The following is a 17113-nucleotide window of genomic DNA, read 5'->3' on the forward strand; positions in this document are numbered from 1 at the left end:
CGAGACAGGGGGAAGCGGCAAAGCCGCTCAGGGGGTGCTTTAGTTGGCGCTACCCAGCGCCAGGCCGGCGTGTTCGCGCAGGGGGTGGAAATGAATCTTGGGAAAACGCTCTTGCGCCAGACGCACGTCGTAAGGGCTGGTGCACAGATAAGCCAGGGTGTCGGCCGCATCGTGCGCCAGACGCAGCGGATAGGCGTTCTCGAACTCGCGCAGATCGGCGGCGCTGTCGGCCGTAATCCAGCGTGCGCTGGTGTACTGGCAGCCTTCCAGACGCACGTCGCAGTCGTACTCGGTCTTCAGGCGGTGCTGCACCACTTCAAACTGCAGCTGGCCGATAGCGCCCAGCAGCATGTTGCCGCCAACGTCGGGCTTGAACACCTGAATCGCACCCTCTTCACCCAGCTGCATCAGACCTTGCTGCAGCTGCTTGGTACGCAGCGGGTTCTTGAGCACCACGGTCATGAACATTTCCGGGGCAAAGAAAGGCAGGCCGGTAAATTGCAGGTTGGGCCCGTCGGTGATCGAGTCGCCCAGCTGCACACCGCCGTGAATGGTGAAACCAATGATGTCGCCTGCGTAGGCCTCATCGACGGCTTCGCGGCGCTGGCTCATGAAGGTCACCACGCTGGTGGGACGCAATTCCTTGCCGGTGCGCTGCACCTTCATCTTCATGCCCGGTGTGTACTTGCCCGAAGCCACGCGCACAAAGGCAATGCGGTCGCGGTGGTTGCTGTCCATATTGGCCTGCACCTTGAACACCACGCCCGAGAAGTTCTTGTCTTCAGGGTGAATGATCTTTTCTTCGCGGTTGCGGTTCACTTCCGTGAAAGCCACGCGCGGGCCAGGCGGGGGCGACATGTCGACCACGGCATCCAGCACTTCCATCACACCAAAGTTGTTCACACCGGAGCCGAAGAACACGGGCGTGAGTCTGCCAGCCAGAAAGTCTTCATGGCTCCACTCTGCCGATGCGCCCACGGCCAGCTCCATGGACTCCAGCGCATCGTCAAAAGCCTTGCCAAATCGGGCGCGCAGACGGTCGGCTTCGCTCAGAGCAATGACTTCAAAGTCCTTGGGGCCACGGTCGCTGCCAGGGGTGAACACCGTCATGCTCTGCGTGCGCAGGTTGATGATGCCGCCGAAGCTTTTGCCCTGACCAACAGGCCAGGTGATGGGGCAGCAAGGCATGCCCAGCTCGCGCTCCACCTCGTCCAGAATGTCCAGCGGGTCGCGCACTTCCCGGTCAAACTTGTTGACGAAGGTAATGATGGGCGTGTCGCGCTGGCGGCACACCTCAATCAGGCGACGGGTCTGCGATTCCACACCGTTGGCCGCATCAATCACCATCAACGCCGAATCCACGGCCGTCAGCACACGGTAGGTGTCTTCCGAGAAGTCCTTGTGACCGGGCGTGTCCAGCAGGTTGATCACGTGGTCGCGGTAGCTCATCTGCATCACCGATGAGGCCACCGAGATACCGCGCTGCTTTTCAATCTCCATCCAGTCAGAGGTGGCGTGGCGCGATGCCTTGCGCCCCTTCACCGCCCCGGCGATCTGGATCGCTCCCGAGAACAGCAACAGCTTTTCCGTCAGCGTGGTCTTACCCGCGTCAGGGTGGGAAATGATGGCAAAGGTGCGGCGACGCCGTGTTTCTGGTGCGTATGACACTGGATGGGGGACGGTTCTGGCGCGACTGCTGCCGCGCGTTGCAAGAGGGTGAAGGGCTGCAATTTTAAGGGAAACCACGAAAGCGCACCGGCGCCAGAGAATGCGATGTGCAGTGTCTTTGCCAGAACGGGCAGGGTCGGCACCAATGCCCATGTCAGCACAGTCATCACACACTGAGAACATGCCCAGTTCCTCAACGCTCAGCCCCCACCGTATTCATCCCCTGCAATGGGCCATGGCCGCATGCGGCGTGCTGGCCATGTTCAGTGCGCACTGGGGCTACTTCTCGGCCTACGCATTGTTCAAACCGCTGACCATGGTGCTGGCACTGATCTGCGTGGGGGTCGTCGCAGGCCGCAGCCCGCTGAAGAAAAGCATGTACCTGCTGCTGGCAGGGCTGGCACTGAGCATGGTGGGCGATGTCTGCCTGCTCATGCCCCAAGGCTTTCTGGCAGGACTGGTGGCATTTTTACTGGCCCACGTTTGCTACATCGCCCTGTTTCAGCGCGATGCGCCATGGCTGGCCAGCCGGTGGGGCCTTGCCGCATGCATCGCTGCCGGGGCTGTTGCCTATGGGTATTTGTGGACGCATGGCCTGCCCACGGCAATGCGCATCCCTGTGGCCATCTACGTGCTGGTGATTGGCCTGATGGCGGCCCAGGCACTGGGGCGCGCCACCGTGCTGCACACCGCAGCGGCCCGCACGGTAGCGTGGGGCGCGGTCAGTTTCATGGTCAGCGACACCGTTCTGGCCTTGGACAGGTTTGTGCAGCCCATTGCGGGCGCCTACCTCTGGGTGCTGGGCACGTACTACCTGGCGCAGTGCCTGATTTTGCATGGCATGCTGCAAACCCTGCGCGCAGCTTCACTCAAGCAATGAGCTGCCAGCGCTTTACAGGTCAGCGTTAGCAGCCCCAAACACTAGGGATGCGGCGTGTGCGTATCCCGGGCAATCAGCCCGTCCACCACCTCCACCAGCCGGTCACAGCGCTCGGCCATGCGCGGGTCATGGGTCACGATCAAGAATGCGGTGCCTTGGCTGGCGTGTATGTCACGCAGCAGCGTGAACACCTCCTGAGAAGCTTGCGTATCCAGATTGCCCGTAGGCTCATCGGCTAGTACCAAGGGTGGCTGATGCACCAAGGCCCGTGCAATCGCCACACGCTGCTGCATGCCGCCAGACAGCTCAGACGGTTTTTTGTGCAGCGCTTGCGCCAAGCCTACGGCTTTGAGCAGCTCAGTGGCCCGCGCCTTGTCCTGCCCCGTAACCACTCCATGGGCCATCAAGGCTGGCAGCGTGACGTTTTCCAGCGCTGTGAATGCCGGTAGCAAATGGTGGAACTGGAACACAAAACCCAGCGCCTGACGGCGCAGCAGCGTCAAACCTTCATCGCTGAGCTGGCTGGTTTCTTGACCTTGCAGGCAGTAGCGGCCTGCGGTCATCGGCTCCAGCAAACCAAGAATATTGAGCAAGGTGCTTTTGCCCGAACCAGATGGCCCCACCAGCGCTACAAACTCTCCGGCCTGCAATTGCAGATCGATGCCATGCAGCACTTCCACCTCGCTTGCCAACCCCACGTTGTACGACTTGCGCGCACTTTGCAGCGCCAGCAAACTGGGGGTGGTGGATGCAGTTGGGGGTTGCGTGGCCATGATGCTGCGGCCCTTACATTCGAATGGCTTGCGCCGGGTCCATCGCTGCCGCACTGCGCGATGGGATGACCGCCGCCAGCACTCCGCAGCAGGTTGCGGTCACTGCGGCAGCCAGTGCGTCTTGCCATGTCAGGGAAATTTCAAACAATGCACCGCCTTGTACGCTGCGGGCAAAAGCCGTAAACACTGCAACCAGCACCCACGACAGCAAAACCCCCAGCACCGAGCCAACCGCACCCACCACCGCGCCTTGCAGCAGGAAGACGCGCATCACCTGCCCGCGCGTGGTGCCCATGGCGCGCAAAATGCCAATCTCACGGCGCTTTTGCACCACGCTCACCACCAGTACGCTGGCAATGCCCAGTATCACCACGACCAGCACCACCGCACGAATCACAGTGGTGCTGATGGTTTGCGCCTTCAGCGCAGACACCAGCTGGGCATTGTTGTCCTGCCAGCTTTCCACCTTGTAGTCGTAGCGGGCGCGCAATTGCTGCGTCAGGGCATCGGCCTGCCAGACATCACGCACCTGCATGTCCAGCACCGTCGCCCCGCCGGGTACGCCCAGCAGGCTCTGGCCGCTGCGCAGCGGCACAAGCACTGTGCGTCGGTTTAAATCTTTCACCCCCATGTCCAGCAAGGCGCTCACCCGCAAGGTTTCGGTGGTGCGGCCTGTATCCAGCGTGAACCGGTCGCCTGCACGCACCCCCAGGTCAGACGCCAGCTCCATGCCAATCATGGCCTCACCCGGTGCCAGACTCCATGCACCCGAGACCAGCTTGTCCCGCAGGTTCACGATTCGCGCGTAGCGCTCTAGCTCCACCCCCATCAATGCCACGGACTGCGATGCCTCGCCCCTCAACGCCAGGCCCGAGCCCGACACCATGGGCGACACAGCCACCACATCAGGCATGCGCTCTAGCACCGGCAACAGCTGCTGCCAGTTGGCCACCGAACGCAGACGCTGCGCACGGGGCTGGGTGTCGCTGAGCACCACGGAAAAGTTGGCGTCTGCTGCAATGGGCGTGACCACGTCATCGGGTGCGCGCAAGCTGATGTGTGCCTGCGTGCCCAGCGTTTTGGCAATCGTGTTGGCCTGCAGGCCATGGATAAGGGCCGTGATGTAGGTAATCACCGCCACACCCGCTGCCACGCCCGCCACAATCAGCAGACTTTGCATGCGCCCTTCACGCAGAAAGCGCAAAGCCACGCGCCACTCAAAACCAAGGGGGACGGCTGCCATCAATCGGCACCGCCTTGCAACTGGAGTTGGGCGCGCACCCGCTGGTCTGCTGTGGCAGGCGGCAGCAAGACGGTGTCACCCGCTTTCAGGCCCTGGGTTACTTCTGCCGCCTCCAAGGTGCGCAAGCCCACCTGCACGGGCTGGGCGGTGGCTTTGCCATCCACCAGCAGCAAAACCTGCGCTTGCAAACTGCCGGCACGCGCACCTTGCAAGGCTTGCAGCGGCAGCACCAGCGCCTGAGCAGCCCGCCCTGTCTCCACCGCCACCGACAAGGTCATGTCTTCGCGCAAAAAAGCGGGCGGTGCAGCATCCAGCGCCAGCTTGACCTCTACCGCACCCCGTTGCGCATCCACGCTGGGGGCAATCGACACCACGCGGGCCGCCAATGGCTGATCAGCAAACGCATCCGCTACGACTTGCGCGCTTTGTCCCTCACGCAGCTGATCCAGAAAACGCTCATCCACCTGCGCCACGATCAGGGCAGGGCCCTCCAGCGCCAGCTGCAGCAGCGCCGTTCCGGGTTGCACGATTTGCCCCGGCTCCACATCGCGCAGCAACACCTTGCCCTGGCTGGGTGCAGTGATGCGGGTTTGGTCGAGCTTTGCACGGGCCACAGACAGCGCGGCCTGTGCTTGCCCGGCCTGCGCCTGTGCCGCCTTGAGTTCTGCGCCGCCATCGGCCGAGGCTGCTGCCTGTGCCTGCGCTGCCTGCAACTGCGCCTGTGCAATTTGCAGTGCCTTGCGCTTTTCGTCCAGCGTGGCCTGGCTCAAAAAGCCTTGCTGCACCAGTTTTTGATTGCGCATCCAGTCTGATTGCGCCTGCATGACTGAGGCCTGCGATTGCGCCACCTGTGCCTGATTGCCAATGCGGCTATTGGTGCGCACATTGGCCAGCTGCGCCTGTGCTTGCTCCAGGCTGGCTTGCGATTGCTGCAGTGCCGCTTGCAGCTCGGTTTGCTCCAGTTGCACCAGCAGTTGCCCCGCATCCACCGCGTCCCCCTCGCGCACAGCCACACGCTCAACACGCCCCACCACCGTACTGCCCACCCCCACGCGAGACCGTGTCTCCACCCGCGCCGAAAACTGCAGCGTCCGCACCAGTGACTGGGCATGCACCTGCACTGCAGGCACCTGCGGGCCACGCCACTTTTGTACGCCCCAGACCGCCCCCACCAGCACCACCACGGCAGCACAGGCCAGCCACCACCGAGCTGGGCGGCGGGCGACGGATGAGGTGGCGGGAGTTGATGCAGGCTGATTCACAAAAATCCTTGGGGGTCACACCCAGCATGGCACAGGCCAGCGCTGCACCCACGCCAGACAAGCGCTTTATTCGTTAAACAGATGGCCTTCCGTTTGCGGCACTACCAGCCCCAGATGCTGGTAGGCAGCCTTGGTGGCAATACGGCCACGCGGCGTGCGCTGCAGATAGCCTTGCTGGATCAGATACGGCTCAATCACATCTTCGATCGTGCCCGCGTCCTCGCCAATGCTGGCGGCAATGTTGTCCACCCCGACGGGGCCACCATCAAAACGGTGCACCACGGCCTCCAGCAGTTTGCGGTCCATCACATCAAAACCACGCGGGTCAACGTCCAGCATGGACAAGGCTTTTTGCGCAATATCCTGGGTGATCGTGCCGTCCCCCTTCACGTCTGCGTAGTCACGCACACGGCGTAGCAAACGGTTGGCAATGCGCGGTGTACCGCGGGAACGGTTGGCCACCTCCTGCGCACCTTCGGCATCAATGGGTGCGCCCAGCAAGCCAGCACTGCGCTTGACAATGCGCGCTAGCTCTTCGGTGTTGTAGAACTCCAGCCGCGCCACAATGCCAAATCGATCACGCAACGGGTTGGTCAGCATGCCTGCGCGCGTGGTGGCACCCACCAGCGTAAACGGCTGCAAATCCAGCTTGATGGAGCGCGCCGCCGGGCCTTCGCCAATCATGATGTCGATCTGAAAATCTTCCAGTGCGGGGTAGAGAATCTCCTCCACCACGGGGCTCAGGCGGTGAATTTCATCAATGAACAGCACATCGTTGGCTTCCAGATTGGTCAGCAGTGCCGCCAGATCCTTGGGCTTTTCCAGCACGGGCCCACTGGTCTGGCGCAGGTTCACCCCCAGCTCCGCCGCAATGATGTGGCTCAGCGTGGTCTTGCCCAGCCCAGGTGGGCCAAACAGCAAGACGTGGTCCAGCGCTTCGCCACGTTTTTTGGCCGCACCGATAAAGATCTCCAGCTGCTCACGCGCCTTGGCCTGCCCCACATACTCATCCAGTAGTTTGGGGCGCAGTGCGCGCTCCATCACTTCTTCGTGCTTGTTGACAGGTGCTGGGGAGATGGTCGGGCTGCGCATGGCCGCTTCAGGCGTGTCACGGGCATCATGCGCAGCCGCTGCGGGCTGCGCCTTGGCACGCGGCTTGCGCTGGGGGGCTGCGGCAAAGCCCTCGCCGAAATCTTCGGTGTGAATGCTCATGGGTGCTTACTTGGCCAGGGCTTTGAGAGCCAGTTTGATACCGTCACTCACCCCCACATCGGCGGGCAGGGCTTTGAGGCTGATGGCGGCCTCCTTGTCGGAATAACCCAGCGCCAGCAGCGCCTGCAGGATGTCGGACTGCGCATCGCTCTTGACCTGCGCGCCTGCCGTACCCACCACGGCATCACCCAGCTTGCCCTTGAGCTCCAGCAGCAAACGCTCCGCCGTTTTCTTGCCAATGCCCGGCACTTTGACCAGACGAGCCACTTCCTGCAACGCAATGGCCTGCACCAAGTCGTCAATGCCCATGCCCGACAGCAACGACAGCGCCATGCGTGGACCCACACCGCTGACCTTGATCAGCTCGCGGAATGTCTGACGCTCTTGCGGGGTAGCAAACCCATACAGCAACTGGGCATCCTCGCGCACGATAAAGTGCGTCAGCAGGCTGATCTTGTCACCCAGCCCGGGCAGGTTGTAAAACGTGCTCATGGGCACCTGCACTTCATAGCCCACACCATGGCAGTCCACCAGGACTTGGGGCGGGTTCTTCTCGAGCAGAGTGCCAGTCAATTTGCCTATCATTGCGATCCTTTGCCGCCAGCAGCGGCAGTCTTCCTTAAGGGAATTATCAGCGTGATCTTGCGCCACACCTTTACACCGCACAACAACCTTCGTCTGAGCAACCTTTGTGGCTCGGCCGATGCGCACCTGCGCACCATCGAAACGGGCCTGCAAGTCAAGATTGCACACCGCCATGAACAGTTCAAGGTGGACGGCCCCAAAGCCAAGGCCCAGCAAGCCATGGATCTGCTGCAAGCCTTGTATGAGCAGGCCGACCGCCCACTCAAAGAAGAAACGCTGCAACTGATGCTGGCCGGTGATGCCGAGATGATCGAGGTCAACCCCGACGCCATCCAGCTCACCACCCGCCGTACAGACCTGCGCGCACGCACGCCCAATCAGGCGCTGTATCTGCAGAACATTGCTGCGCACGACATTACCTTTGGCATTGGCCCCGCGGGCACAGGCAAAACCTATCTGGCTGTGGCCTGCGCGGTTGATGCGCTGGAGCGCAGCGCCGTGCAGCGCATTGTGCTGACCCGCCCTGCCGTAGAGGCCGGAGAACGCCTGGGCTTTCTTCCCGGCGACCTGACCCAGAAGGTGGACCCCTACCTGCGCCCCCTGTACGACGCGCTCTACGATCTGATGGGCTACGAGAAAGTGCAAAAAGCCTTCGAGCGCAATGCGCTGGAAATTGCACCGCTGGCCTTCATGCGTGGGCGGACACTGAACAATGCGTTCGTCATTCTGGACGAAGCACAGAACACAACGCCCGAGCAGATGAAGATGTTTCTCACCCGCATTGGCTTTGGTGCCAAGGCTGTAATCACCGGCGACGTCAGCCAGATTGACCTGCCCAAAGGTGCGATGAGCGGACTCATTGATGCCGAGCGCGTGCTCAAGCGTGTCAATGGCATCTCCATCAACCGCTTTACCAGCGTCGACGTGGTACGCCACCCCATGGTGGCGCGCATTGTGGATGCCTACGACGCCAGCAGCGGCGGCCGCTCTGCACGCTAAGGCAGGCACAAATCATCAATACCTATAGCTATCAGCGCTCAGTAAACAGGCGCCAGAGCCAAAAATGACACTTAACAAGCTTGAACTCTCTTTGCAGTTTGGCAGCTTTGACAACGTGGCCGAGCACCGCGCCCTGCTTAGCCGCGCTACCGTCACCAAATGGATTCAACACGCTCTGGCTGTGGACGCCGAAATAACGGTTCGCATTGTGGGCACCGAAGAGGGGCAAGCCCTGAATGCGCAGTTTCGCAAAAAGGACTACGCCACCAATGTGCTGACCTTTGACTATCAGCAAGCACCTACCGTAATGGCCGATCTGGTGATCTGCGGCCCCGTGATCGAGCGCGAAGCCAAGGAGCAAAACAAGTCACTGCAAGAGCACTACGCCCACATGCTGGTGCACGGCACCCTGCACGCTCAAGGCTGGGACCACGAAACCAGTGAAGAAGACGCCAACGAGATGGAAGCGTATGAAACCGACATCATGGCCGAGCTGGGTTACCCGGACCCCTACGCCAAAGACTGAAAAGTGTTTTCTCATTCATCAAAAAGGACTCCCTATGGAGTCCTTTTTTGGTGGCGTCGGAAGGCCAGTTCTGCAAAGAACTTTTCACCGATCAATGCCGGTTGCCAGCACAATCAGCAGCACCACGGCGGCAATCAGCCCTGCCAATGGCGAGATGCCAACCAGCAGCACGGGCACACACCACATCAAAAGACGCACTGACAACGCGTAGTAATGCCCCGCACGGCGAATGCTGCGCTGCCCGACGTCCAGCCACTGCAACCGCTGAGGACTGTCAATCGGCATGCCAGCCACAAAACCTGCGTGGTGCCACTGCCGCGCCGCAAGCATGGCGCTGATAAACGACAGCCCCAGCAGGACCAGCACCGCCAGCGTGTGCAACTGCAGCACATCGGCACGGCCTGCGGCCACCGCATCACCCCAGCCGCTGTGCAGCAGCGTGAGGCCACCCATCAGCCCCAAGGTGGCCGTGGTGGCCGTCATGGTGCAGGACATCAGTGAATTGCGAATGGTCTGCACGGCCAGCACTTCTGTGCCTTTGCTGCTGGAGACAGCCTGCAGCCAATCCTGCCGCAGCTGGTCATGCAGGCGTGTGGCCCGCGCGGGATGCAGCCACTGTTTGACAAAATACACCAGCACCAAGCCCAGCGTAACCCACATGGGCCAGAGAGATTCATACATAGACGCCCACTCCATCCTTACACCCGCAAACATTCATTACGTCGCATATTTTTATGCCCACCGCCCTGATGCAAAAGGCATCAGCACCCCTCACTGAGCCTGCTTTCTGGCACGCGCCCATCCATGCTGTGCCAGCATTCCCACCAGCATTGCTGCCACAAACAACCAGACCTCGCTGTGCCCTGTCAGCAGATTCATCACTGCGGGCCCGGGACAAAAGCCTGCCAGACCCCAGCCCACACCAAACATGGCTGCACCGCTAAGCAATCTGGCATCCAGTGCCGTGGATGTTGGCAGTTGCATGGGGGCACCCAGCACCGAGGTTGTGCGTTTTTTGGCCCAGGTAAAGGCTATCAAACCGATCGCAATCGCACCGCCCATAACCAGCACCAGTGATGGGTCCCACACTCCAAAAAAATCCAGAAAATTCTGAACTTTGGCCGGATTGCCCATTCCCGAAAGGATGAGTCCCAGGCCAAATACCAAGCCTGCCGCCAGTGCAACAAAAGCCGTCATGTTCACCCTCCCATCACGTGGCGCACCACAAACACCGTGACAGCACCCGTGGCCATGAACACCAGGGTGGCGGCCATCGAACGCAGTGACAGGCGCGACAGCCCGCACACGCCATGACCGCTGGTGCAGCCGCAGCCCAGCCGGGTGCCAAAACCCACCAGCAACCCCGCTGCGATGATCAACACAGGATTGCCGGGCATGGTGACCTCTGGCAGCGGCGCAAACCACTGCCACACCCAAGGCGCGGCCAGCAGGCCAATCACAAATGCGGCCCGCCAGCCCCACTGCGAAGCGCTGCGCCACGTCTGCGCTTGCAGCAAACCGCCCACCATGCCACTGATACCGGCAATACGGCCTAGCAGCACCACCATTGCTGCGGCAGACAGGCCAATCAAAACACCGCCGGCCAGCGATGTCCAGGGCGTAAATGCATCCCACGCAATGCTCATGACTGAGCTCCTTCACAAAATAGCTGATGCACCACCTGCATCAACTGCAGTGCACGCGCATCAGCGGCTTGATAGCGAATAAATTTGCCTTCGCGCTCGGTGCTCACCAAACCCTCGCGCCGCAGCACTCCCAACTGCTGCGACAGTGTGGGCTGTCCAATACCCGTAAGCTGCTCCAGCTCTCCCACTGTGCGTGGCTGCCGGGCAATCTGGCACAGCAGCAGCAGACGGTCTTCATTGCCCAGCACCTTGAGCATGGCAACCGCTTCGCCCGCATGGGCGCGCATGGCGGCCATATCAATCTCGGCAGCAGACTGGACAGCTGGAGTGGGGTGCAAGGTCATGACCATGGATTCAGAAAAAAGTGACAGACAAACAATGCGCTAGCCCATGACAAGAAAGCGAAATCCGAAATCGCTGCTTTCAACTACGCCAGGCAGCGAAGCCTTCAAGGCAGCGCGATTTTATTTGCGCAACTCCAGCGGGCAGGTTCGAAAACCCAGCAGCGAATACAACGGGCAAAAGCGCAACAGCCCTGTGACCAGCGGCACCACCCCCAGCCAGCCCCACCAGCCCACGGTGCCCGATGCGGCCAGCACCAACAGCACCAGTCCCACCAAAATACGCAGTACGCGGTCAATCCCACCAACATTAGCTTTCATGGTTTTCTCCTTTGGAGCTGATTGCAAGATTCAAGAACCCAGATACGGCTTGCGCCCCATGCGCACGCCTGCCACGTCTGATCGTTTGATAAAAACAAAAAAGCGCAGCAGACAATCTGTTTTTATATATTATATTAAAAAGTAGATCAATACTGCATTGAACACCATCTCTATCCATTCCTCAGCCTTCAGCCAGAAAGTCAGCGCCATGCACATCGAACCTTTTTTTGATGCAACCACCGGCACCGTAAGCTATGTGCTGGCCGACCCTGCCAGCGGACAAGCCGCCGTGATTGACCCGGTGCTCGACTTTGAGCCCAAGTCAGGCACGCTGACCAGCGCCTCCTCCGACCGCATCATTGACTACGTGCGCGCCCAAGGCTGGCAGGTGCAGTGGATTTTGGAGACACATGCCCACGCCGATCACCTCTCGGGGGCACAGCACATTCGCCACCATCTGGGTGGTCAGATTGCCATTGGCGTGCACATCCGGGAAGTGCAAAAAATGTTTCGCAGCATCTTTCACTTTGAGCGTGCTTTTGTGCCCGATGGAAGCCAGTTTGACCACCTGTTGACCGACGGTGAACAGTTTCAGCTGGGCAAGCTGACCGTGACCGCCCTGCACGTACCTGGCCATACGCCTGCCGATATGGCCTACCACGTGCAAGACGCCGTATTTACTGGCGACACGCTGTTCATGCCCGACGTTGGCACCGCCCGCGCCGACTTTCCCGGAGGCGACGCCGCACAGCTGTACCGTTCCATCCAGCGCCTGCTCAGGCTGCCGGACAGCACCCGCCTGTTCATCTGCCATGACTATCCACCTGCCAGCCGCGGCCCAGCCTTTGTGTCAACCGTGGCCGAGCAAAAACAGCACAGTATTCACGTGCGCACCGGTGTGAGTGAGACAGATTTCGTCACCATGCGCACCGCCCGCGACGCCACACTGGACATGCCCACCCTCATATTGCCTGCGGTACAAGTGAATGTGCGTGCGGGCAAACTGCCCCCCGCGGCAGACGATGGCCGCACCTATATGCAAACACCAATCAACGCCTTCCTGCGCGGATCAGGCGCGCCTGACGGGGTATTCCAAGCGACTGCGGCATAAGCTGTTTCAGGTTACAAAGACACATGCCTACACCACTTCATATCCTGCTTCACGCCCCAGATGCAGAAGGTCTGCAACGCGCCCGCATGAACCTTGTTAACGCACTGCGGGCAGATCCTAGCTGCCAGGTCCGCATCATTGCCAATGCAGCTGCCGTCGCCGTCGCGCTGGATACACCGCACGAGCAGGCCGATGCATTGACGCATGTCTGCCCCAACACCCTCGCCAACCTGCAGCGCGAATGCCGCACTCCCTTGCTCCTGCTCAATGAGCCCGCCGTACTGGCGCTGGCGCGCTGGCAGACACAAGGCTGGAATTACATCCGCTCCTGAAAGCACACAGGACTCTGCAGTCCCCGGCTGAGCTGCTTTCCCATCGTGCACAGGTCTGCGTCTTGCACAGGCCTTCAGCCAGCTCGCGCTCCCCGCACTAAGCACCTTCATGTCTCAGGTGCTTTGCTTTTTTGTGCGTGCCAGACACCCCATGCCAACCACTAAGATCACGCCATGGCTGCACCACATCGGTGCGTCAGCCTCACGAACACATAACAACATGAGAGAGACACCCCCATGGACATCTTAGGCATCGGCCCCTGGACCCACATTGCTTTGCTGCTGGCCGCTGCCTTTGTGGCCGGCGCACTCAATGCTGTGGCAGGAGGCGGCAGCTTTCTGACCCTGCCCGCCCTCGTCTTTACCGGTATGCCCCCGGTAGCCGCCAACGCGACTGGCACCGTTGCCCTGCTGCCCGGCTACGCCGCCAGCGCCTGGGGCTTTAAAGAAGACATGGCTGCACCACCGGGCTTGACCATGGGCAAATCCATTGCCCTGTCGCTGGTGGGTGGCGCTGCCGGTGCTGCCTTGCTGCTGTTTACCCCCGACGACATCTTCCGCAAGGTCGTACCCTGGCTGCTGCTGGCCGCTACTGCGCTATTCGCTTTCGCCCCCCAGATCCGTGCCTGGGCCGCAGGTAAAAATGCCACCCATGCCCCCGCCAGCCCCACCAAAGCCGCGCTGAGCATGCTGGCCGTCGCCTTCTATGGCGGTTACTTCAATGGTGGTTTGGGCATCTTGTGCCTGGCACTGTTTGGCCTGCTGGGGCAAACCCAGCTCAATGCCATGAATGGCATGAAAAATCTGGTCTCGGCCCTGCTCACCGCGATTGCCGTGGCTATCTACGCCGCAGGCGGCATCGTCGAGTGGAAACACGCATTGCTGATGATGGTGGCGGCTACAGCGGGTGGCTATGGCGGCGCACGAGTGGCGCGCAAAATTCCCGCTCACATCCTGCGTTGGGCGATTGTGCTGACCGGCCTGGTGATGGCAGCCCTGTTCTTTGCCAAGGGCTAAGAGCCGTCAGCACCTCGCGTGATACATCGTTACCTCGCCCTTTCAGCCACCCGTACAACCTGCAGGTTGGCGTCTCATCTCAGCCGCAAATCGAAGATTCGCAGGGTCTGAGCCTTGATCTAAACACGCTGCGCCACGCCGCCTTCATCGATCGAAATTCCACGCTGTGTATGTGCAGCAACGGGTGATGCCACAATCGCCGCCATGACATGGATGAAGCCTTGGCAGGGCTGGCTGCTAGCCTGGATCGTGACCGCAGCTGCCGGTGCTGGCTGGCTGGCACAGCAGCGGCTACAGGCGCTGCACGAAGCCTTCACCACCAATGCCCGGGTGGCCCACCGCCTGCTCAGCCAGCAAATGGTGCAGCACGACGCCATCTTGGCCACCTTGGCACTGCTGCAGCCCCCACTGACTGCCGATGCCAGCGCAAATGCTGTCACCAGCGAACTGGCGCGCCTGTACCCGCAGATTCTGGGCGTAGCCCAGCACCGCCCTGACCAGCCTTGGCCTGCGCACTGGCCTGCGACACTTTCCACGCTGGAGCAGCAATCCCGTGCCAGCGGCCATGCCCACATGGACACCAGCCAGTTGGCACAAGGCACGCTGTTTCTCGTGCAGGCTGGCGCCCCTTCCAGCTACGCACTGCAACTGCACCTGCCTGCCACCGTTCCTGCTGAAGAATGGCCTTATCCCGCCAGCCGCAGCCCCGTGCGCATCTGGCTCACCCAAGGTGAGCAAACGCTGATTCTTCAGGCGGGCGAGGCTGAAGCCACAACCGATGGCTGGGCATGGACGCAAACCAAAACCCTGGCCTCCCCCAGCCAGGCGTTGGACTTGCACGAACGCTACAAGCTGCACGCCCGTCTGCTGCCGTGGTGGCCCATGCTGGCCTGGGCCGCGCTGTGTGCACTGGTGCTGGCCGGGCTGCGCGCCGCGTGGCAGCAACGCACCGCCCGGCTGCGGGCCGAACAACTGCTGCAGCACGGCCATGTCGCACGCCTGAACACACTGGGCGAACTGGCGGCAGGCATGGCGCATGAACTGAACCAACCGCTAACCGCAATTCTCTCCAACAGCCAAGCAGCGCGCCGCCTGCTGGACGACACCGAACCCGATCTGGACGCCGCACGGCAAGCCATGGCACAGGCGGCAGAGCAGGCCAAGCGTGCCTCAGGCGTTGTAGGCCGACTGCGGCGTCTGGTAGAGCGCCCAAACACCACCGCCCACACCCAGCAGCTGTCGCTGCAGCATGCCGTGAACGACGCCCTGTACCTGCTGGAGGCCGAACTGCGCAAGCACCAAATCCAGGTGCAGCACGTGGTGCCCGCACCGCTGCTACCGCTGCAGATCGACCCCGTAGCACTGCAGCAAATTCTGCACAACCTGCTGGTCAACGCCCTGCAGGCCATGGATAAAATTCCGCCTGCAGAGCGGCGGCTGGAAATTGAGCAAGCCCAGCAAGGCCCGTGGGTGTACCTTCGCGTGCAAGACAATGGCCCTGGCATTGCGCCCGAGATCCGCGATCGTCTGTTCACCCCGTTCACCACCACACGCAGCCAAGGGCTGGGTCTGGGGCTGACACTCAGCGAAAGCTTGGCCGAATCCATGGGCGGGCACCTGCGGCTCGTAGAGCGTGCCGCCCTGCGCGGTGCCTGCTTTGAGCTGACCCTGCCTGCCCGCATCACCGCAGCACCTACCACCCATGCCCAGCCCTGAAAACCTGCAACAGTCCCCCTTGATTCACTTGGTGGACGACGACCAGGCCGTGCGCGACAGCCTCTCGCTGCTCATCAGCACCGTGGGCCTGCGCGTACAGACCTGGGCAGACCCACTGGCCTTCTCGGCCGAGTTTGACCGCCAGTCCATCGGTGCCATCGTGCTCGATGTGCGCATGCCCGGCGTAGGCGGCTTGGCCCTGCTGGGTCAATTGATGGAACAGGGGGTGGACCAGCCCATCCTCATGCTCACCGGCCACGGCACGGTGGACATGTGCCGCCGCGCTTTCAAAAGCGGAGCAGCGGAGTTTCTGGAAAAGCCCGTGGACGATGAAGTTCTGCTCGAAGCCCTGCAGACCGCCGTGCGCCAGCACGTACGCCTGCGCGCCCAAACGCAGGCCGACCGCGACGCCCTGCAGCGCTACACCCAGCTGTCCCCACGCGAGTGCGAAGTGCTGGCCCTGATCGTGCAAGGTCTGACCAACAAGGAAATTGGCCGTGCGCTGGACCTGTCTCCTCGCACCGTCGAAACCCACCGCGCCAACCTGTTTGCCAAGCTGGAGGCCCCATCGCTGGCCTGGCTCATCCGCCGCTACGCCCCGCTGTCTGACAACGGCTGCGCCAGCCCTTCGCCGTCGCCACTCCGTAGTTCTACGCAAGCCCGCACGTAGCCGCACGCATGGTGCGTGGCACGCAATGTTTCTACAGTACCCCACAGGCGCTGCAACCGGCCCGCGTCCCCATTTAGTAGAAAGCTTTACCATGCCACGCATTTCCACCACAGCCATCGCCATCACCCTGTGCCTGCTGGGCACCGCCGCGCAAGCGCAAGCCGTGCGCACTGAAAAGAACATGTCGCTGGAGCTGGCCAACGACCTCGCCGCCCGCAGCGTGGCCGCCTGCACCGCCAACGGCTACGCCGTCACCGCCACCGTGGTCGACCGCGCCGGCACCGTGCGCGCCGTGCAGCGTGCCGACAACGCTGGCCCCCACACCCTGGAAGGCAGCCGCCTGAAGGCATACACCTCAGCCTCCGCCAAGAACAGCACCCTGGCCATGATGGAAGGCAGCCAGAAAAACCCCGGCGCCGCCAACTTGGTACACATTCCCGGCTATCTGCTGCTAGGAGGTGGCTTGCCCGTGAAAGTGGGCAATGAAGTGATCGGCGCCGTAGGCATTGCCGGCGCGCCCGGTGGTCATCTGGATGACCAATGTGGTCAGACAGCTTTGGGGCAGGTTCAGGATTTGCTGAAGTAATTTTTTCAGCACCTGCCCTGTGCTGACTTTGGCTGGGGCTTTGCTCAATCACACTTAGCGCCAGCGCTCATGGATTTATGAGCAGCCGGCGCTTTCTGCGTAAGCATTAGAGGCTGATTTGTCTCTTATGCTGGTTTTAAATTTTACTGACCGCTTATCGCGCGGCGGTGACTGACTTTTCTTGCTTGCGCAAGAAAAGTCAGCAAAAGAAGTGCACACCTCTAC

At 61.4% G+C, this 17113-nt stretch carries 20 protein-coding genes; 9 read left to right on the top strand and 11 right to left on the bottom strand.

The genetic code is table 11. The features are described from left to right. Positions 1-39: 39 nt before the first annotated feature. Positions 40-1668 (bottom strand): peptide chain release factor 3, encoded by a 1629-nt coding sequence (locus H9646_RS15295; RefSeq protein ID WP_191724242.1) that lies wholly within the window; start codon positions 1666-1668, stop codon positions 40-42. A gap of 181 nt (positions 1669-1849) precedes the next feature. On the opposite strand from H9646_RS15295, the gene H9646_RS15300 reads away from it, so the two are divergent. Then, the gene (locus tag H9646_RS15300) at positions 1850-2548 is read left to right on the top strand and encodes a lysoplasmalogenase (protein ID WP_191724243.1); all 699 of its coding nucleotides are present in this window, start codon (positions 1850-1852) and stop codon (positions 2546-2548) included. Positions 2549-2589: 41 nt separating this feature from the next. Here H9646_RS15300 and H9646_RS15305 read toward each other — a convergent pair whose 3' ends face one another. The 5 genes from H9646_RS15305 to ruvA form a co-directional block, all read right to left on the bottom strand. Beyond that, positions 2590-3321 carry an ABC transporter ATP-binding protein gene (locus tag H9646_RS15305; protein WP_191724244.1) on the bottom strand — a complete coding sequence of 244 codons (732 nt, stop codon included), beginning with the start codon at positions 3319-3321 and terminating at the stop codon, positions 2590-2592. A 13-nt stretch (positions 3322-3334) separates the two neighbouring features. Next, complete coding sequence (locus tag H9646_RS15310; protein WP_191724245.1) at positions 3335-4564, bottom strand: ABC transporter permease; 1230 nt, start codon at positions 4562-4564, stop codon at positions 3335-3337. Then, positions 4564-5826, bottom strand: a complete 1263-nt coding sequence (locus H9646_RS15315) for an efflux RND transporter periplasmic adaptor subunit (protein ID WP_191724246.1) — start codon at positions 5824-5826, stop codon at positions 4564-4566. Before H9646_RS15315 ends, H9646_RS15310 begins: the two co-directional genes overlap by 1 nt. A gap of 66 nt (positions 5827-5892) precedes the next feature. Further along, positions 5893-7038, bottom strand: a complete 1146-nt coding sequence (gene ruvB / locus H9646_RS15320) for a Holliday junction branch migration DNA helicase RuvB (protein WP_191724247.1) — start codon at positions 7036-7038, stop codon at positions 5893-5895. A 6-nt stretch (positions 7039-7044) separates the two neighbouring features. Beyond that, entirely contained in the window at positions 7045-7623 is a 579-nt protein-coding gene (ruvA, locus tag H9646_RS15325) for a Holliday junction branch migration protein RuvA (RefSeq protein WP_191724248.1), read from the bottom strand. Positions 7624-7674: 51 nt separating this feature from the next. On the opposite strand from ruvA, the gene H9646_RS15330 reads away from it, so the two are divergent. Together H9646_RS15330 and ybeY are read left to right on the top strand one after the other, a co-directional pair. Then, a complete protein-coding gene (locus tag H9646_RS15330; protein ID WP_191724249.1) occupies positions 7675-8622 on the top strand; it encodes a PhoH family protein in 948 nt (315 codons plus the stop codon). Positions 8623-8686: 64 nt separating this feature from the next. Then, positions 8687-9148, top strand: coding sequence for an rRNA maturation RNase YbeY (gene ybeY, locus H9646_RS15335; RefSeq protein ID WP_191724250.1), 462 nt, complete (start codon positions 8687-8689; stop codon positions 9146-9148). Between the two features lie 84 nt (positions 9149-9232). Here the strand turns inward: ybeY and H9646_RS15340 are convergent, their stop codons facing one another. The 5 genes from H9646_RS15340 to H9646_RS15360 all read right to left on the bottom strand — a co-directional run bounded on the left by H9646_RS15340 (position 9233) and on the right by H9646_RS15360 (position 11456). Then, the gene (locus H9646_RS15340; protein ID WP_191724251.1) at positions 9233-9829 is read right to left on the bottom strand and encodes a DUF599 family protein; all 597 of its coding nucleotides are present in this window, start codon (positions 9827-9829) and stop codon (positions 9233-9235) included. Between the two features lie 90 nt (positions 9830-9919). Next, on the bottom strand, positions 9920-10345 hold the full coding sequence (locus H9646_RS15345) for a YeeE/YedE family protein (protein ID WP_191724252.1): 426 nt from the start codon (positions 10343-10345) through the stop codon (positions 9920-9922). A gap of 2 nt (positions 10346-10347) precedes the next feature. Next, on the bottom strand, positions 10348-10794 hold the full coding sequence (locus tag H9646_RS15350; protein WP_191724253.1) for a YeeE/YedE family protein: 447 nt from the start codon (positions 10792-10794) through the stop codon (positions 10348-10350). After that, entirely contained in the window at positions 10791-11138 is a 348-nt protein-coding gene (locus H9646_RS15355) for an ArsR/SmtB family transcription factor (protein ID WP_191724288.1), read from the bottom strand. The genes H9646_RS15350 and H9646_RS15355 overlap by 4 nt, the downstream gene beginning before the upstream one ends. Positions 11139-11258: 120 nt before the next feature. Next, positions 11259-11456, bottom strand: a complete 198-nt coding sequence (locus tag H9646_RS15360) for a YgaP family membrane protein (protein ID WP_191724254.1) — start codon at positions 11454-11456, stop codon at positions 11259-11261. 208 nt (positions 11457-11664) lie between these two features. Here H9646_RS15360 and H9646_RS15365 point away from each other — a divergent pair, with 208 nt between their 5' ends. From H9646_RS15365 to H9646_RS15390, 6 genes are all read left to right on the top strand, one after another. Next, entirely contained in the window at positions 11665-12567 is a 903-nt protein-coding gene (locus tag H9646_RS15365) for an MBL fold metallo-hydrolase (RefSeq protein ID WP_191724289.1), read from the top strand. Positions 12568-12590: 23 nt separating this feature from the next. Further along, positions 12591-12899 (top strand): hypothetical protein, encoded by a 309-nt coding sequence (locus H9646_RS15370; RefSeq protein WP_191724255.1) that lies wholly within the window; start codon positions 12591-12593, stop codon positions 12897-12899. Positions 12900-13136: 237 nt separating this feature from the next. Beyond that, positions 13137-13916, top strand: coding sequence for a sulfite exporter TauE/SafE family protein (locus H9646_RS15375; protein ID WP_191724256.1), 780 nt, complete (start codon positions 13137-13139; stop codon positions 13914-13916). 204 nt (positions 13917-14120) lie between these two features. Continuing rightward, on the top strand, positions 14121-15632 hold the full coding sequence (locus tag H9646_RS15380; protein WP_318244932.1) for a sensor histidine kinase: 1512 nt from the start codon (positions 14121-14123) through the stop codon (positions 15630-15632). Next, entirely contained in the window at positions 15619-16302 is a 684-nt protein-coding gene (locus H9646_RS15385; RefSeq protein ID WP_191724257.1) for a response regulator transcription factor, read from the top strand. Before H9646_RS15380 ends, H9646_RS15385 begins: the two co-directional genes overlap by 14 nt. Positions 16303-16393: 91 nt before the next feature. Continuing rightward, on the top strand, positions 16394-16888 hold the full coding sequence (locus tag H9646_RS15390) for a GlcG/HbpS family heme-binding protein (protein ID WP_191724258.1): 495 nt from the start codon (positions 16394-16396) through the stop codon (positions 16886-16888). The last annotated feature ends 225 nt before the right edge of the window (positions 16889-17113 follow it).

This window comes from Comamonas avium, assembly GCF_014836675.1.
In the GTDB taxonomy this organism is placed as follows: Bacteria; Pseudomonadota; Gammaproteobacteria; order Burkholderiales; family Burkholderiaceae_C; genus Comamonas; species Comamonas avium.

Bases quoted from the DNA above. Each gene is read 5' to 3' on its own strand.
- H9646_RS15300 (WP_191724243.1), top strand. From the start codon at position 1,850: ATGCCCAGTTCCTCAACGCTCAGCCCCCACCGTATTCATCCCCTGCAA.
- H9646_RS15385 (WP_191724257.1), top strand. From the start codon at position 15,619: ATGCCCAGCCCTGAAAACCTGCAACAGTCCCCCTTGATTCACTTGGTG.
- H9646_RS15345 (WP_191724252.1), bottom strand. From the start codon at position 10,345: ATGACGGCTTTTGTTGCACTGGCGGCAGGCTTGGTATTTGGCCTGGGA.
- H9646_RS15365 (WP_191724289.1), top strand. From the start codon at position 11,665: ATGCACATCGAACCTTTTTTTGATGCAACCACCGGCACCGTAAGCTAT.
- H9646_RS15310 (WP_191724245.1), bottom strand. From the start codon at position 4,564: ATGGCAGCCGTCCCCCTTGGTTTTGAGTGGCGCGTGGCTTTGCGCTTT.
- ruvB (WP_191724247.1), bottom strand. From the start codon at position 7,038: ATGAGCATTCACACCGAAGATTTCGGCGAGGGCTTTGCCGCAGCCCCC.
- H9646_RS15380 (WP_318244932.1), top strand. From the start codon at position 14,121: ATGACATGGATGAAGCCTTGGCAGGGCTGGCTGCTAGCCTGGATCGTG.
- H9646_RS15370 (WP_191724255.1), top strand. From the start codon at position 12,591: ATGCCTACACCACTTCATATCCTGCTTCACGCCCCAGATGCAGAAGGT.
- H9646_RS15360 (WP_191724254.1), bottom strand. From the start codon at position 11,456: ATGAAAGCTAATGTTGGTGGGATTGACCGCGTACTGCGTATTTTGGTG.
- ybeY (WP_191724250.1), top strand. From the start codon at position 8,687: ATGACACTTAACAAGCTTGAACTCTCTTTGCAGTTTGGCAGCTTTGAC.
- H9646_RS15355 (WP_191724288.1), bottom strand. From the start codon at position 11,138: ATGACCTTGCACCCCACTCCAGCTGTCCAGTCTGCTGCCGAGATTGAT.
- H9646_RS15375 (WP_191724256.1), top strand. From the start codon at position 13,137: ATGGACATCTTAGGCATCGGCCCCTGGACCCACATTGCTTTGCTGCTG.
- H9646_RS15390 (WP_191724258.1), top strand. From the start codon at position 16,394: ATGCCACGCATTTCCACCACAGCCATCGCCATCACCCTGTGCCTGCTG.
- ruvA (WP_191724248.1), bottom strand. From the start codon at position 7,623: ATGATAGGCAAATTGACTGGCACTCTGCTCGAGAAGAACCCGCCCCAA.
- H9646_RS15340 (WP_191724251.1), bottom strand. From the start codon at position 9,829: ATGTATGAATCTCTCTGGCCCATGTGGGTTACGCTGGGCTTGGTGCTG.
- H9646_RS15305 (WP_191724244.1), bottom strand. From the start codon at position 3,321: ATGGCCACGCAACCCCCAACTGCATCCACCACCCCCAGTTTGCTGGCG.
- H9646_RS15350 (WP_191724253.1), bottom strand. From the start codon at position 10,794: ATGAGCATTGCGTGGGATGCATTTACGCCCTGGACATCGCTGGCCGGC.